This window comes from Bradyrhizobium sp. CIR18, assembly GCF_014198295.1.
GTDB lineage: Bacteria > Pseudomonadota > Alphaproteobacteria > Rhizobiales > Xanthobacteraceae > Bradyrhizobium.
Genome location: NZ_JACIHF010000007.1, coordinates 20,757 through 34,266 on the forward strand (window position 1 = coordinate 20,757; position 13,510 = coordinate 34,266).

Below are 13,510 nucleotides of genomic sequence, written 5' to 3' on the forward strand. Positions count from 1 at the left end.
CGCCTTCCATAATGTGTTTGATCGTCTCACGTAGCGGAGGCGAGACGAGCGCGGGTGATATGATCGTCGTCTCGGCTTTTGAATCGCCAGCTGTCGTTGCCGGTCTCGACGATGTCGCAGTGATGGGTCAGCCGATCGAGCAGCGCGGTGGTCATCTTGGCGTCCCCGAACACACTGGGCTACTCGCCGAAGGCAAGGTTGGTCGTGACGATTACGGATGCCCGCTCATAGAGCCGGCTGACGAGGTGGAACAGAAGCTGGCCACCGGACTGGGCGAAGGGCAGATATCCGAGCTCGTCCAGGACGATGAAGTCCATCCGGGTCAGATGCTCGGCAAGTCGGCCCTGCCGTCCGTTGCGGGTCTCGGTCTCCAGACGGTTGACGAGGTCGACCACATTGTAGAAGCGGCCACGGGCACCTGATCTGATGCAGCTTCTGGCGATGGCAATGGCCAGGTGGGTTTTGCCTGTGCCGGTGCCGCCGACCAGGACGACGTTGCGTTGTTGGGCGATGAAGCCGCCGCCGGCGAGATCATTGACGAGCGTCTGGTTGATCGGCGTACCGTCGAACTGGAAGTCGGCGATATCCTTGGCGAGCGGCAGCTTGGCAATGGTGAGCTGGTACTTGATCGACCGAGCCTGCTTCTCGTTGATCTCGGCGTTGAGCAGGTCGCCGACGATGCGCTGAGGTTCATGCTGTCGCTTGACGGCGGTCGCCATGATCTCGTCGAAGGCAGCCTTCATGCCGTAGAGCTTGAGTTCGCCCATGAGGTCGAAGATTTGGGTTCGTTCCATCAGATGGTCCTACGGAGGTTGTCGTAGCGGGCACAATCGGCGATCGGTGCATGACGGAGCGTCAGTGCGGCCGGCGTCATGATGTTGGCCGGTGGGGCGGGTTCGCGTTGACGGGCCAGGATATTGAGCACGACATCGGCGGAATGGACGCCATGACCGAGCGCTTCGGCACAGGCGACTTCCACCGCGGGCAGACCGTCAGTCAGCACCGCGTTGAGGATGTCGACCATCTGCCGATTGCCATCGCGGTGCTGGCAAGCCGGCGCCGGATCCGCTCGATCGCTGTTGGCAACACCCAATCCTTGAAGGGAGCACCATTGCGCAAGGCGCCAGGCTTGCGAGCCAGTACCGGTACATAGTGCCAGGGATCGACCGACGCCGTCACTGCATGGAAGCCGTCGAAGCGGCCGGCATAGGGAACGAGCTTGGGTCGCTCGACGAGGGGTGGAGAAGCGCTCCCTGACTAGCCCGACCTGGTTCTCGACCTGACCCTTCTCCCAGCCCGAGGCCGGCGTACAAGCCACCGGGTCGACTAGGTAGTGGCTGCACATCTGCAGGAAGCGGCGATTGTAGCGACGATCCTTGCCGACAAAGATGGTCTCGACCGCCGTCTTCATGTTGTCGTAGATGCCGCGGCTGCAGGTGCCCCTGAACAGTGCGAACGCCCGGTCGTAGGCGTCGAACACCATCTCCTGCGTCTCCCGCGGATAGGCCCGCACGAACAGCATGCGGCTGTGACAGAGCCGGACGTGGGCGACCTTCACCATCACCGTGGTGCCGCTCAACAGCACCACCTCGTGGCTCCAGTCGAACTGATAGGCTTCGCCTGGGGCAAAGCTCAGCGGGACATAAGCCGCCGCCGTCGATTGCCCGCGCTCCTTACCCCACTGCCGGGCGTAACGCCGCAAGGCGTCGTAACCGCCGTCATAGCCTCGACCGCGCAGCTCCTCGAAGATCCGGATCAACGTCAGCTGTTCTCGTGCCGGTTTGACCGCGTTCGCCGACAGCAACTCGTCGAGCTCCGATGCCCATCGCCCTAGCTTTGGCCGCGGCTGCACCGATCTCTCATACTCGAACGAAGTCTCGCCCGACCTCAGCACCTTCCGGACCGTGTTCCGAGACACCTTCAGGTCGCGGGCGATCTCCTTGAGACCGTTGCTGCGCCAGTGCCTGCCCTCCCGCAACCGGCGGATCGGGCAAAGCGGCGGCGCGAACGCCGCGAGCGTCGGCGGCAGGCGCGCGAACGAGCTCGGGCAAATGCTTCCTAACGTCACCTTGCTCCGTGTTGCGTAGCGCCTCGCCTACGATACGGCCGCCTTCGCGGATTCTACGGAGAACAGTTGCAGAAACCCGGGAAATTCCAGGCGCTCAAAGCACGAACGCGGCGATTGCGTGAGGCACGGAACTGGTGCGCAAGTCAAATGACGCCCGTGCCGATTTACGGATTGAGATCGTCGCTTTCGCCGGGGGCCCGAACCGGGCGGCCGCGCCGCTGAACATGCTGTCCTACGGGCGGCGGCACGGCGCGCTCGCGCAATGGGACCCGCTCCAAGAGGTTCCTGCCGACTTTGGATTGCAACTCCATCAGGTCGATGAAGACGTCGGCTTGTCGCCGAAGCTCATCGGCGATCATCGGCGGTTGGCTGGAAATGGTCGAGACGACAGTCACCCGGACGCCGCGGCGCTGCACCGCCTCGACCAGAGAGCGGAAGTCGCCGTCCCCGGAAAACAGCACCATTTCGTCGATTTGCTCGGCGAGGCTCATGGCATCGACCGCGAGCTCGATATCCATGTTGCGCTTCACCTTCCGGCGTCCGTAGGAGTCGACGAACTCCTTCGTGGCTTTGGTCACGACCGTGTATCCGTTGTAGTCCAGCCAGTCGACCAGAGGCCGGAGCGAGGAGAGCTCCTGATCCTCAATGATCGCGGTGTAGTAGAACGCCCGAACGAGCGGGCCGCGGCTCTGGAATTCGATCAGCAGCCGTTTGTAGTCGATGTCGAAGCCTAAGGCTTTCGAAGTGGCATGCAGGTTGGCGCCGTCGATGAAGAGAGCGAGCTTGCGAGGGACGGGCGACATGACAGATCTCGGGTTGCCCCAAGCGGAGCAACGCGCCCCCGCACGAGGTCTAGGTTATTGGTACTGAAGGCCGGGCTGGGGCGGCTTCGATGCTGCCGCTCAATCGCAGTGCCGTCGCGAGGCCTGCGGGCTCCGACGCGCGTGAAGGTACCTTTATTCGATTGGGCCTTCAATCTGTTTGATCCTTCCCGCGCTTGAACCTGCGACGCGAAGGGAAGACAGACCATAAAAGAGGAAGTCCCTGTGGCCAATCCTACGGTGGCAATGCCCGACCAGCTGCCCATTTTCGAGACCCACCTCAAGAAGCGTGGCCGCACCTGGAAATGGTACGTCTGTACGACTGACGGCGACGTGGTCATCCAGGGGTCGGAGAGCAGGAGGCGGGCCGCGAGGTACAATGCCAATCGCGCGCTTCTGCTGACGCTGCTGTCGGTCGCCCATCGGTCTGTGCGGCGCGGCGAGCCGGAGCCGGACCACCACATCTCGCGCCGGAGCCGCTCGGCCGGTCGAGCGCAGCGGGACCCGCTCACCGGCAAGATGCCCTAGGCTCGTTCAAACTCGCCCTGACGCTGCTGAGACTCGCAATCGGCGCCGACAGCGTCCTCGCCGCGCGCTCGCCCCGGGATTGGCCGGATGGCGCCTTCGACCGAGACCGCCGCCGCCCGGTGCGGGCGCTACGGCAGCCGGCCTAGCGGGCGAGAACGTCGGCGAACGCCGCGAGCGGCGTCGGGAGGCTCGCGAACAGGCACGACTAACGCATCTTGCGTTCGGACGACTTCGCGAGGTCAAGGCCGGTCGTCGTCATGACTTCCGCAGCTCTCGGCCGGGACAAGAGGAACGAAGCGCACCTCCTCTATCCTTTCCTCGACGAAACGACTGTCCGGGCCGCGTGTCAGCTTCGTCAGCCACTGCACACCGTTAGGATCGCCTAGCGGGATGAGAAGTCGTCCCGACGGAGCCAGTTGAGCCTTGAGAGCCGCGGGTATCTGCGCGCCGGCGGCCGACACCACGATCACGTCGAACTCGCCGCCATCCGGCCATCCTGCGGTCCCGTCGCCCTGACGCAGATCCACGTTGCGGCAGCCGAGATGCCGAAGGCGCGATCGGGCCTGTCGCACCAATGCCTCGTGGCGCTCGATCGCGCAAACCTCCCGCCCGAGCTTGGCGGCAAGCGCCGCCAGATAACCCGAACCCGCGCCGATCTCCAGAACCCGGTCCGACTTGGCGATCGCGGCGGCCTCGAGCATCCTGGCGACGATGTAGGGCTGAGAGATGGTCTGCCCTTTCGGGATCGGCACGGCGCAGTCGTCATACGCGGCTTCCGCGAACCGCCGATCGAGGAAAATCTCGCGGGGGACCTGCCGCATCGCCAGCAGGACCCGTCTGCTGCGGATGCCGCGGCTGGCAATCTGCACGTCGACCATCGCGTCGCGGAGGAAGCGGGACCTCCTGGACCGTTTGCTCTCCTTGACTGCGCGCGCGACCTCTCCATCATGAACAATTTCACTCCAGCAGATCGAAAACTCGGAGGCCGGCGACTTGCTCCTTGATGCGAGGGGTGGGAAGCGGTGGCCTCTCGCCGACGAGGCCGACTTCGCTGCCGATGAGTGAATTGCGGCCGTCAGGAACGTCCCGCAGCGGGAACGAGCGCCTCCGGACGGAATTGATCCCGCGGAAACCGAGCCGGGAGAAAGCTCATGAAATGGATCTGCGCGGCCGCATGCGTGGCCGCAATTGCGCTCGCGGCCTCTGGCGCGAACGCCAAAGGCTGCATCAAGGGCGCCATCGTCGGCGGCGTCGCCGGCCACATGGCAGGCCACGGCAAGCTTGGCGCGGCGGCCGGCTGCGCGATCGGCCATCATGAGGCGAACAAGAAGAACCCGAATGATTCGAATGCTCAGACGCCGTCGGGCCAGAAGTGATCTTCTGGATCGAGTCTCCCCAGTGTTGGAGGAGGCGCGATGAAATCGACGGTGTCGGCGCTCGTTCTTGGACTTGCCGTCTCGACTTCCACGGTCTCGGCTCAACCGGTGAGATGGACGACCTATTCCATCCCGCAGACGGGTACCTCGGTGGATTTCCCGGCCTCGATCTTTACCGAAGAAGCCGGCCGGCCGGACGGGTACGGACAGCGATTTCGGACGGCTGACGGCCGAGCCGACCTGACGATACAGGCCGCACCCAACGTCTCGAACGATTCACCAGCTGCATTTCTCGCAAAGAAGCATCCGCCCGCGCGCATTCAGTACAAGCGGATGACGCCTCGGTTCTTTGCGGTGTCCAGCTACAAGAGCGACAAGGTCTGGTACAACCGGTGCAACTTCTCGAGTGGGTTGATTCACTGCGTCCTGATCAACTACCCGGCGAGCGAAGAGCGCGAGTGGGACGACATCGTAACGCGCATCAGTCTCTCGCTGAGGGGCAGATAAGGCGGGTGTGGGGTGCCCCTCGCGCGGGCTGGCGCGCGCCTAGGCGCGTGGCTTCGAGAACACAGAAGTCCGGAGAGGCCGCCGCCTTTGGCTATCCTCGCGAGCGCTAGTTCTGAATAGCGGGTCGTGAGACCTTTGGCTATCCGCGACAGGCGCCGTAGTTCAACGGCGGGCGACGGTCCCTGCAGTTCAATGGGATGGCAAGGTTATCGTTCCTCCGATCTGCCCGCGGCTCGCCGATCTGTGGTTCACGCGGTGGCCGCCGCCCGCCCGGCGTCGGTGATGCGATACTCAATATCTCCGGATGGAAGCGGTTCGGTTTCCACGAGACCGAGCTCCACGAGCCGCGCCACGATTTCATGGTCGAACGTCGGCGGGCTGACCCAGGATTCGCCGAGGAGCTTCCTCAGAAAATCGCGCTCCAGATCGGTCAGCTCCATGCTCTAGCTCCGCTCGCCGCCTTCGTCCGGCACATTGCGGCGCGCCATCCGATCCGGCCGCTTCATCGCTGGGAAATCAACATTTCGCCGCGGATTGTGCCAGGAACGGAGGCATCGTCGCACTGTTAATTTCCGAAGACAACATCCAGGAGGTCACCCATGGCCATGGAAGATCGCGAGACGTTCAGTCTGATCGGCAGCGACAAGGTGGAGGGTACGAACGTGTACGGGGCCGACGGGGAAAAGGTCGGCTACATCGAGCGCGTCATGATCGACAAGGTCAGCGGCAAGGTGTCGTACGCGGTGCTCAGCTTCGGCGGCCTGCTCGGCATCGGCGACGATCACTATCCGCTGCCTTGGCAGGCGTTGAAATACGACACCAACCTCGGCGGCTACGTCACTGGCATCACCCAGGACCAGCTCCGCGGCGCCCCGAAATACGCCGACGAGAGCAGTTGGAATTGGAGCGACCCGGCGACCACGCGCTCCGTGAACGCCTACTATGGTGTGCCGGTGGCCTGAGGCGGGACGACACTCTGGCGTCTGGCTGCTCGACGCACCGCCGCCCGGTCGACGATCAGGCCTGATCGCCGAGGAGACTTGAAAGTGAGTGATGCCGTTCGTGTTCTGGTCGTGGAGGATGAGGCTCTCATCGCCAGCTTCGTCGAGGACGCCTTGTCCGACGGCGGCTTCGAGGCCTGCTCGGTCCATTCGGGGGAGGAGGCCATGTCCACGTTTCGCGACGGCCGCGAACGGTGTCGGGCGCTGCTGACGGACGTCAACCTCGGCGATGGCATCAGCGGATGGGAGTTGGCGCGACAGATCAGGGAAATCACGCCTGGGTTTCCCGTGGTCTACATGACGAGCGCCAGCGCACCGGACTGGAAATCGAAAGGCGTCGACGGCAGCGTCCTGATTCAGAAGCCCTTTGCGCCGGCACAATTGGCTGCCGCCGTCTCGCAGCTACTTGATACCGGAGCCTCGCCGGCTTGAACCGGAATCGTGGTGAGTTTCCGATGCTTCGATCCAGCCCACATCGGTTAGGCTGATCGTTAGCGTTCTTTGACTTGGTATGCGGCCGCGCGCGCCCCCGCGACCAGCATCCAGCAGGCCTCTGTCCTCTGGAAAACGACGCACGCCGCTTGAGATCCTCCAGCGTCACGCCGGGATGGCGCTCGAAATCCTCGCGGATTAGGTCCAGTCCCTCGGCTGAATCGAGATGCTGGTGCGAGTGGGTCTTCATGGTTGCCGTTTCGGTGCACGCGCAGTCGAGGACGTCCGGATGCGGCACTACGGTAAGAGCGATTGTTGGTTCACAAATGGGATCTGTCCGTCGCGGACGGTTTACAGGGCGTCGAGGCGGGAACCTGTGCAGGTCCCGGCCGTTCGCAACCACGGAGCTTCGCCTTGAAGGAACCGTCACGATGATCGAAACCGGGACCCTCGTGGAAGAATGCCCCCGCTGCGGCGCTTGGCCATGGCTGCGAACCTGCAGCGTACGTCATCCCCGCAGCCGGATATCCGGTTCAGGTGCCCAAGGTGCCACGGTGACGAAGCGGGCCGGCTGCGGCGCCCGTCCGTGCAGCGCGATTCGCCGCGAACTCTGGACGCGCCTGAGATGAAGATCCGCTCCCATTCCGAAAGCCACATCGTCGAACTCGAAGACGGCTCGCGCTGGCAGATCTTTCCGGGCGATCTCGACCTGACGCTCGACTGGAAGCCGGAAACCGAGCTGACGGTCCTCGAGGTCGAAGACGAGGTCGCCACCCACGAACTGCTGGGGGCTGGCGGGAAGGTGCGTGTCAGGCCCGTCGGCGACAGTTGGCCTGCGAAGGACACCAAGGATGCGCTGAAGGACGGATGACGCGCTTGCGGTAGCGGAGGACGCCGCGACCCGCCTGGAAGCGGGCTGGAATTGCCATGGAAGACGAGAAGACCCGATTGCTCGCCGAAGCCCAGAGGTGCAGGCGCCTTGCTGCTTCCATCACCGATCCCGAGGTGATCGAGCGGCTCGCCGCCCTGGCGGAAGAATACGAATGCCGGGCCAATGCTTCGCCGGACCCGAAGGACGGGTAGGGCTGAGTCAAATTTCGCCGGAACCGGAGAAAAGCACGGTGGGCGGCGTCGCGCGGGCCGGCGGAATGGACCTTCCGACGGGAGATCCGGGTCTGCTCTTGGCGTCGTACCTCTTGGCCAGATCGAGCAGTCTTCTGCGCGTAAACGGGTCTGCCTTCTCCGCCAGATCCCGCGCCCGCTGCGCGAACCCGCTGTAGAACTCTTCCATGACGCCACCCTGCAACAACACCACGGACACCGATCTTCGACGGACTTCGGCGTTCGCGTCAAGAGATCGCTTGTGCCCGCAAGGCTAAGGGCACTACGCTGATCGAGGCGGGGGAAGCCAAGTGTCGATGCTGCATCCTATCCGGAAGCCGTGCCCGCACTGCGGGCGGCCGATGAAGCTTGTTCGCGACGCGGCCGCCAGAGGCGGCGAGCGCTACGTCTGTCCCGAGTGCGACGACGACCCGCTGCACGATCCCGCCGCCCGGAAGTGGGTGGACGGCCCGCTGCGGCCGCCGGCGAAATAGGGGTCCGGAAGGACGGTCTGGTCTGACGGCCAGGAAAACGCTGGGACTGGCAAGTTCCTCATAGGCGCACCAACTCCATTATTGTTACCGAACATGGGAGGTGCGAGGTGTCGACTGTCGCAAACCTCCTTGATCCGCGAGACAATTCGCGAGATGGACAAGGTCGCCATCGGCCGCGTGGTGCTGACCAATCGCGAGCACATCGTCGCCCTCGAGGCAATGGACAAGGGGCTCGTCGGTACGCTGCTGCGCTACCCCTACGAAGTTCGTAGCGAGCAGGAGTATTTCGACGAGATTCAGGACGTGAAGGTCACGAAGGACATGCTGGATCTCGCCAAGCACATCGTGAATCAGAAGGCCGGGCGGTTCGAGCCGGAGAAGTTCGCGGACCACTGTGAGACCGCGCTGATCGACCTCATCAACAAGAAGCGCGCCGGCAAGCCGATCACGCCGAAGGAGCGTCCAGCATCGACCAACGTCGTCGATCTAATGGAGGCGCTGCGGCGGTCCGTCGGCAACGAGGCCGCGCCGGCGAAGGCCGCAAAGCCCGCCAAGAAGCCGCGCAAGGCGGCCGCCGGCCAGAAGGAAATGCTGATGCCGATCGAGGGCAAGAAGACGGCGAAGGAAGCTACGGCGAAAAGGCCGGCCAAACCGCAGCGGAAGTCTGCGTGATTTTCTACAGCAGGAGGATTGGAACGAACGGGTTCGCGAAACGTCGAATCCAAGCCCCCGGCCCCCAAAAGCCCCATCCGGGGGAAAACCTACCCCAAGGTTGGCGGTCCGAATGCGCAACATAGCGCAAGGACCGTTTGCGCCCGAAGGAGGGAGCAATGAACAATCGCATATCGGACCGACGGATGCCGACCGTTGCCCAACGGGAAGCCCGCAAGGTGTTTCGCGACACGCGCGCGGAGGCGCCGGTCTCAGAGCATGAGCGCGACCAACAGGCATTCCATGCAAACCGGGAGCGCCTGAAGGCGGAGCGGATCGCTCGAGAGGCTGCAGGTCGAGTACGATCCCGAGCGCGAGGCGTTTGCGGCCATGAAGCTCGCCGCCGAAGCCGATGGAGCTGAACGGCAGAGATGGATCAACGCCGCGCTGGCGTGGATCGAACTCATTCGCCCTCGTGCCTCGGCTTCCTGCGAGCGCGGCATGACGGACGAGGCGGCTTAGTCGGCCTCGGGCGGGCACTCCGGGCAGGTATCGGCGACCGAATCCAGAACATCGCGGATCTCGGCGACGGCCTCGTCCGGAGCGACACCGGCCGGCGAATCCCGACGTGCGATGTCGAAGGCCCGCTCGCGAGCGTGCGGGTTGGCGCGGTCCTGCATCCACCCGTGCTCTTCGCACTCGCGGATGGCCCCGGCTTCCTGCAGCACCGAGATCGCCCAGCCGCGCAACGTCCGGAGCGCCGGCCGTCTTTCCTCCGTCATCAGCATCGAGATCGCTCCTGCCGGGACGAATCCTTCGGCCCTTCTGCTCGTTCCGGGCGGTTAGCACGGGGCAGGGATTCCCAAACGGCAGGGCTTGAGCTTGTCCACGTGTTCCGTAGCGCGCCTGTGGGAATCCTACGTCGCCAGCGCAGGATCTTCCTTCACGCCCCGAGCGACGATGCGCAACGTCCCGTCGGGAAGCGGCCGCTGAAACTTCAGGGCTTCCTCGGCCGGCGCGGTCATCCAGGTCTCGACCTCGGCGAGCGTCGTCAGGATCACCGGCATCGCCTTCGGGTGGATGGCGCCGACCTCGGCGTTGGCGTCCGTCGTCAGCGAGCCCCTTGGTCGCCACAAGTCGCTCGAACGTTCGGTCCATGGCTGCGGTTTTGCAGAGCCAAGGAAAATGGCCATAGCGTAACGACAGTTGTGCCGCGGCCTCGTCGACCGGTCGCCTCGCGACCTCAAACTGATCAAGCGCGGAAGCGATGCCGCTGCGATTGGCGCCTCCTTCCCAATGGACGAGGATCGGACGCGACGCATGGCGCAAGAGGGCGGTCAACCTTTTAAGCTGGTTATCGGTCAATTCTCGGATGGCAGACAACGGAAAATCGACGTGGTACACGCCGGCAGCTTGGCTCGCCTGCATCTCCGCGTCGTACCAAGGCTGGCCTGTATTGTCGCCACGAAGATTGATGACAGTTCGGATTCCTTTGGCCTTGATACGCTCCTCAAACTGAGAACCGCTGAGCTGGGCTGACCGGTAAAGCGCCCCTTCCTCCACTGCATGGAAATTGCCGGTCAGTCGAAAAAGCCTGCCCAGCCGCCTGCCAGTGCCGCGATAATACCGACTGTAGTCCCGGCCCGCTTCAACCAGGAAGATCCGGCGCTTCACTTTCTGCCCCCCTTCTTGCGGTTGCGTACATGCCGCGCCTCGAAAAAAGCAGTAAGGCCCCCTAGACCGAGAAGAATGATGACCAACTCTCCGCTTGCCTCCAAGACAAACGCGAAGAAAGCGGCCGTTGTGACGGCCACTAGCAAGCAGATCGCGAAGGTGTCACTTGCCAGCGTGGTGAATAGGCCGAACAATTTGGTGGGATGCGGGCTCATGCTCATCATCCCCGATGTGCGACCAAGACGGCACCACAGGCGATCAGGATTACACCGAGCCAGTTGGTTGGTGCGAGCTTCTCCTCAACTGCGCACATCGCGCGAGCGGCTTCACACATCGCCGCATCAGCTTCCATGCGAGGGTCAACATCTCGACACATGGCATATCGTATTAGCGCCACCGCTTAACAACTGAATAATCTGCAAGCCCCGGAAAAATACGGTCGCTAGCTCTACATCGCGGCGAGAAAGGCGCGAATGCCGCGTGGGGCATGTTGCTCATCAGATCGGTATCGCGCTCCGCTGTTAGCAGCATCAGGAGGCGCATAACGCAACAGGCTCTTCCGCTTGTGCGCAGCGGACCATCCAAATCCTGATCCGCGACTTCCGCTAGTGGCCCGAAATCCCGGAGCCCCAGATTGTCGGCTCATTGGGGGATAGATGGGAGCAGGCGGTGATCGTCCGAACTCGCGCTCATGACCCAACCCGTCGCCAACCAAAGCTGCAGCCATTGTGACGTTGGTTGGTGAAATCTCTGTACTGCCCGCTTGGCGCGGCATCTAGCCCGCGGTTTAAGGTCCCAGCTGAAGACCGAAAGCCCGAACCACATCGTTCCGAGCCGTGGAACCAATTCCACGCCCCACAGTAACCTACCAGGGACGCACAGGTAAGCGGAGACGCACCGGCCAAGTTTGGCCAACCAAAGGGTGGGAGCCGGGATGCGATAACGCTGACTGCCGTCAAAAATCCATCGACACACACCAACCGGAGGGTCAGGAATGTTGCAAGGAATCCGTAAATATGCATTTGGCGCCGCAGTGGCAGCTGCTCTTTTTCCAGTCTCGGCCTTTTCTCAATCCATTGAGATTGGACCGGGAGGGGTCCGGATGCGAGGAGGGGAATGCGAGCAATTGCGGCGAGCCTGCGAAAACAAGGACGTGCTAGGTGAGCGGGGTGAAGGAAATTGCCGGAGATACCGGGAGGCCTGCCAACGGCCGGTTCGGAGGGATGCGTGCGCCGAATTGCGACAAGCCTGCCTTAACAAGGACGAATTGGGCGAACGGGGCGAAGGAAATTGCCGCAGGTATCGCCAGACATGCAGAGGGCGCTTGTAAAGGGGCGCTGATTGTCGGTGTTGCAGAGTGATCTGCATCGCTCGGCACCGCTCCTGTGCACAGCTCACCCGAAGGCCGCCGATTGAGGCGGCCTTCGTTCATACCGGGCCTAGTCTGCGACGTTGCCTATTGGCCCAATTGCGAACTTCGGTAGACCTCTAAGAAGGTCCGCTGGTCAGGCTTAAGCGTCGTCCCGTGCGGTAATCTTCTGCGCCCTGCACTTTTGCATTTTTGGCGCCATAGACCAAGCGATCCCGCGTCGACGCAACCTTGAGATCCGGGATCGGCGCGAAGCGCCTATGCTGCTCAATATTCCCAGGACGTGAGCGTGGCGACGGACACCGCGGCAGTGGACAGCCCTCCTAACAGACTTGCACCGCCCCATCTCACGGCAAGGGTTTCAGCACGCCAAGTACGGACTCCCGACCGGGCCAAGACCGCTGCAACGCCTATCAATGTCAGCAATTCAACAATGTTCTGCATGACGCTCCCGGAACTGTCGCGTGGGATAGATCGAGCAGGATTACGTTTGCTGCTTGGTTTATGCTGTTGACGCGCCGCTGCGTGTGGCCGCTGATGGCGAAGATGACAAAGTTAGTTCTCTTGAACCCAATGCTGGATAGTTCTGAGCCAGGATCGCTACGGAGCAATTGCAATCTGCGGAATCGAGCTACAACCGTAATGTGGGAGCGCATCCCCTCGATGAGAGCGAGCTGACGCGTGTCACGGCTTCCTCGTATGCGAGGTAACTTGCATTGTGCGGAGTGGGAAGTCGCTTATGAGCCATTGGTTCGCGAGGACTTGCGCACGAGGCACTCGCGCAGAGTCTTGCCGCGAACGACTATCGAAGAAACTGGTCTTTTCCTCTACTTCCCCCGTGGCTGGAGGCTGCTAACGCGCCTTCATCGATATGGCACGTAAGGTCCTGCGCACGGGCAGACCGACGGACCCAGCGGTAGCACTCGCCTCCCAGCTCCGAGCCGAATTCACAGATCATGTTTGCGTATTCCGACCGGCGAGTCTCGCAATCTTCTGAGTCTCAAACGCTACACCCCTTGGCCATCTGTTGAAACTGCGCAATGGTCTGCGCGCCATATCAGTATGGGAGGAGACTACTTCCAACCCGACCAACAACGCATCGTGCGCTCACCCTCAGCGCCCTTCCCACCGCTCATGCGCTCCCGAACTGAGACAGGCCGAGGCCCTGGGGCGCTGGCAGCAATCTCTTCGATCAGGGCGTCGCCAAGGAGGCAGACGACCCAGACGTGGTCGCCGCAACGATGTCGAAGCCAGGCGTGGTGCTCAAGCGCCAGGCAGGATCGAACGGCCGCTTCGCCGAGCAGCCCAATCTCACGTCCGACCTGAAATCCGGCGAGAGCCGGACTCTGCGCGGAAGACATCGTCAGAAGCCGGCGAAGCAGTCCGCTCCCAAGATCGGCGAATGAGAAGCTGAAAAGCCGCAGCCGACTTCGAGAAGGCGAGCAAACGCCGCGAAGGTGACCTCCCAAGGGATTTCATCCAGCTCGG

16 protein-coding genes and 5 pseudogenes are annotated in these 13,510 nt (G+C 62.8%); 11 read left to right on the plus strand and 10 right to left on the minus strand.

Annotation, left to right across the window (positions count from 1 at the left end; all coding sequences use genetic code 11):
• Positions 1 to 26: 26 nt before the first annotated feature.
• The 3 genes and pseudogenes from istB to GGD65_RS22110 form a co-directional block, all read right to left on the minus strand.
• Positions 27 to 794 (minus strand): annotated as a pseudogene (gene istB, locus GGD65_RS22100) (IS21-like element helper ATPase IstB).
• Positions 794 to 1,987, minus strand: a pseudogene (istA, locus tag GGD65_RS22105) (IS21 family transposase). Before istA ends, istB begins: the two co-directional pseudogenes overlap by 1 nt.
• A 245-nt stretch (positions 1,988 to 2,232) precedes the next feature.
• Positions 2,233 to 2,871: an NYN domain-containing protein gene (locus tag GGD65_RS22110; RefSeq protein ID WP_183236606.1), complete on the minus strand. Its 639-nt coding sequence runs from the start codon at positions 2,869 to 2,871 to the stop codon at positions 2,233 to 2,235.
• Between the two features lie 243 nt (positions 2,872 to 3,114).
• Here GGD65_RS22110 and GGD65_RS22115 point away from each other — a divergent pair, with 243 nt between their 5' ends.
• Positions 3,115 to 3,417: a hypothetical protein gene (locus GGD65_RS22115; protein WP_183236607.1), complete on the plus strand. Its 303-nt coding sequence runs from the start codon at positions 3,115 to 3,117 to the stop codon at positions 3,415 to 3,417.
• A 239-nt stretch (positions 3,418 to 3,656) separates the two neighbouring features.
• Here the strand turns inward: GGD65_RS22115 and GGD65_RS22120 are convergent, their stop codons facing one another.
• A complete protein-coding gene (locus GGD65_RS22120) occupies positions 3,657 to 4,295 on the minus strand; it encodes a protein-L-isoaspartate(D-aspartate) O-methyltransferase (RefSeq protein ID WP_183236608.1) in 639 nt (212 codons plus the stop codon).
• A gap of 273 nt (positions 4,296 to 4,568) precedes the next feature.
• Between GGD65_RS22120 and GGD65_RS22125 the strand changes: the two genes are divergently transcribed.
• Complete coding sequence (locus tag GGD65_RS22125; protein ID WP_183236609.1) at positions 4,569 to 4,793, plus strand: hypothetical protein; 225 nt, start codon at positions 4,569 to 4,571, stop codon at positions 4,791 to 4,793.
• Between the two features lie 39 nt (positions 4,794 to 4,832).
• Entirely contained in the window at positions 4,833 to 5,300 is a 468-nt protein-coding gene (locus GGD65_RS22130; protein WP_183236610.1) for a hypothetical protein, read from the plus strand.
• A gap of 248 nt (positions 5,301 to 5,548) precedes the next feature.
• On the opposite strand, the gene GGD65_RS22135 is transcribed toward GGD65_RS22130, so the two are convergent.
• A complete protein-coding gene (locus GGD65_RS22135; RefSeq protein WP_028150789.1) occupies positions 5,549 to 5,740 on the minus strand; it encodes a hypothetical protein in 192 nt (63 codons plus the stop codon).
• Between the two features lie 159 nt (positions 5,741 to 5,899).
• Here GGD65_RS22135 and GGD65_RS22140 point away from each other — a divergent pair, with 159 nt between their 5' ends.
• From GGD65_RS22140 to GGD65_RS22155, 4 genes are all read left to right on the plus strand, one after another.
• On the plus strand, positions 5,900 to 6,262 hold the full coding sequence (locus GGD65_RS22140) for a PRC-barrel domain-containing protein (protein WP_027574697.1): 363 nt from the start codon (positions 5,900 to 5,902) through the stop codon (positions 6,260 to 6,262).
• 84 nt (positions 6,263 to 6,346) lie between these two features.
• Complete coding sequence (locus GGD65_RS22145; RefSeq protein WP_183236611.1) at positions 6,347 to 6,733, plus strand: response regulator; 387 nt, start codon at positions 6,347 to 6,349, stop codon at positions 6,731 to 6,733.
• Positions 6,734 to 7,358: 625 nt separating this feature from the next.
• Complete coding sequence (locus GGD65_RS22150) at positions 7,359 to 7,604, plus strand: hypothetical protein (RefSeq protein ID WP_183236612.1); 246 nt, start codon at positions 7,359 to 7,361, stop codon at positions 7,602 to 7,604.
• A gap of 56 nt (positions 7,605 to 7,660) precedes the next feature.
• Complete coding sequence (locus GGD65_RS22155; protein WP_183236613.1) at positions 7,661 to 7,816, plus strand: hypothetical protein; 156 nt, start codon at positions 7,661 to 7,663, stop codon at positions 7,814 to 7,816.
• Between the two features lie 7 nt (positions 7,817 to 7,823).
• On the opposite strand, the gene GGD65_RS22160 is transcribed toward GGD65_RS22155, so the two are convergent.
• Positions 7,824 to 8,024, minus strand: coding sequence for a hypothetical protein (locus GGD65_RS22160; protein ID WP_183236614.1), 201 nt, complete (start codon positions 8,022 to 8,024; stop codon positions 7,824 to 7,826).
• 430 nt (positions 8,025 to 8,454) lie between these two features.
• Between GGD65_RS22160 and GGD65_RS22165 the strand changes: the two are divergent.
• The 3 genes and pseudogenes from GGD65_RS22165 to GGD65_RS40790 all read left to right on the plus strand — a co-directional run.
• A pseudogene (locus GGD65_RS22165) lies at positions 8,455 to 9,000 on the plus strand (Ku protein); the annotation flags it as partial.
• A gap of 158 nt (positions 9,001 to 9,158) precedes the next feature.
• Positions 9,159 to 9,401 carry a hypothetical protein gene (locus GGD65_RS40275; RefSeq protein ID WP_246783384.1) on the plus strand — a complete coding sequence of 81 codons (243 nt, stop codon included), beginning with the start codon at positions 9,159 to 9,161 and terminating at the stop codon, positions 9,399 to 9,401.
• The gene (locus GGD65_RS40790) at positions 9,370 to 9,501 is read left to right on the plus strand and encodes a hypothetical protein (protein ID WP_283813698.1); all 132 of its coding nucleotides are present in this window, start codon (positions 9,370 to 9,372) and stop codon (positions 9,499 to 9,501) included. Before GGD65_RS40275 ends, GGD65_RS40790 begins: the two co-directional genes overlap by 32 nt.
• On the opposite strand, the gene GGD65_RS22170 is transcribed toward GGD65_RS40790, so the two are convergent.
• The 4 genes and pseudogenes from GGD65_RS22170 to GGD65_RS22185 all read right to left on the minus strand — a co-directional run bounded on the left by GGD65_RS22170 (position 9,498) and on the right by GGD65_RS22185 (position 10,868).
• Positions 9,498 to 9,767: a hypothetical protein gene (locus GGD65_RS22170; RefSeq protein WP_183236615.1), complete on the minus strand. Its 270-nt coding sequence runs from the start codon at positions 9,765 to 9,767 to the stop codon at positions 9,498 to 9,500. The two genes, GGD65_RS40790 and GGD65_RS22170, sit on opposite strands and share 4 nt — an antisense overlap.
• Positions 9,768 to 9,896: 129 nt before the next feature.
• Positions 9,897 to 10,097: pseudogene (locus tag GGD65_RS22175) on the minus strand (SOS response-associated peptidase); the annotation flags it as partial.
• A 208-nt stretch (positions 10,098 to 10,305) separates the two neighbouring features.
• A pseudogene (locus GGD65_RS40280) lies at positions 10,306 to 10,653 on the minus strand (hypothetical protein); the annotation flags it as partial.
• Entirely contained in the window at positions 10,650 to 10,868 is a 219-nt protein-coding gene (locus tag GGD65_RS22185; protein WP_183236617.1) for a hypothetical protein, read from the minus strand. The gene GGD65_RS22185 and the pseudogene GGD65_RS40280, both read right to left, overlap by 4 nt.
• Positions 10,869 to 13,248: 2,380 nt before the next feature.
• Here GGD65_RS22185 and GGD65_RS22190 point away from each other — a divergent pair.
• Entirely contained in the window at positions 13,249 to 13,428 is a 180-nt protein-coding gene (locus GGD65_RS22190) for a hypothetical protein (RefSeq protein ID WP_183236618.1), read from the plus strand.
• Positions 13,429 to 13,510 lie beyond the last annotated feature (82 nt).

Bases quoted from the DNA above. Each gene is read 5' to 3' on its own strand.
- GGD65_RS22110 (WP_183236606.1), bottom strand. From the start codon at position 2,871: ATGTCGCCCGTCCCTCGCAAGCTCGCTCTCTTCATCGACGGCGCCAAC.
- GGD65_RS22120 (WP_183236608.1), bottom strand. From the start codon at position 4,295: ATGGTCGACGTGCAGATTGCCAGCCGCGGCATCCGCAGCAGACGGGTC.
- GGD65_RS22125 (WP_183236609.1), top strand. From the start codon at position 4,569: ATGAAATGGATCTGCGCGGCCGCATGCGTGGCCGCAATTGCGCTCGCG.
- GGD65_RS22130 (WP_183236610.1), top strand. From the start codon at position 4,833: ATGAAATCGACGGTGTCGGCGCTCGTTCTTGGACTTGCCGTCTCGACT.
- GGD65_RS22135 (WP_028150789.1), bottom strand. From the start codon at position 5,740: ATGGAGCTGACCGATCTGGAGCGCGATTTTCTGAGGAAGCTCCTCGGC.
- GGD65_RS22140 (WP_027574697.1), top strand. From the start codon at position 5,900: ATGGCCATGGAAGATCGCGAGACGTTCAGTCTGATCGGCAGCGACAAG.
- GGD65_RS22150 (WP_183236612.1), top strand. From the start codon at position 7,359: ATGAAGATCCGCTCCCATTCCGAAAGCCACATCGTCGAACTCGAAGAC.
- GGD65_RS22155 (WP_183236613.1), top strand. From the start codon at position 7,661: ATGGAAGACGAGAAGACCCGATTGCTCGCCGAAGCCCAGAGGTGCAGG.
- GGD65_RS22160 (WP_183236614.1), bottom strand. From the start codon at position 8,024: ATGGAAGAGTTCTACAGCGGGTTCGCGCAGCGGGCGCGGGATCTGGCG.
- GGD65_RS40275 (WP_246783384.1), top strand. From the start codon at position 9,159: ATGAACAATCGCATATCGGACCGACGGATGCCGACCGTTGCCCAACGG.
- GGD65_RS40790 (WP_283813698.1), top strand. From the start codon at position 9,370: ATGAAGCTCGCCGCCGAAGCCGATGGAGCTGAACGGCAGAGATGGATC.
- GGD65_RS22170 (WP_183236615.1), bottom strand. From the start codon at position 9,767: ATGCTGATGACGGAGGAAAGACGGCCGGCGCTCCGGACGTTGCGCGGC.
- GGD65_RS22185 (WP_183236617.1), bottom strand. From the start codon at position 10,868: ATGAGCCCGCATCCCACCAAATTGTTCGGCCTATTCACCACGCTGGCA.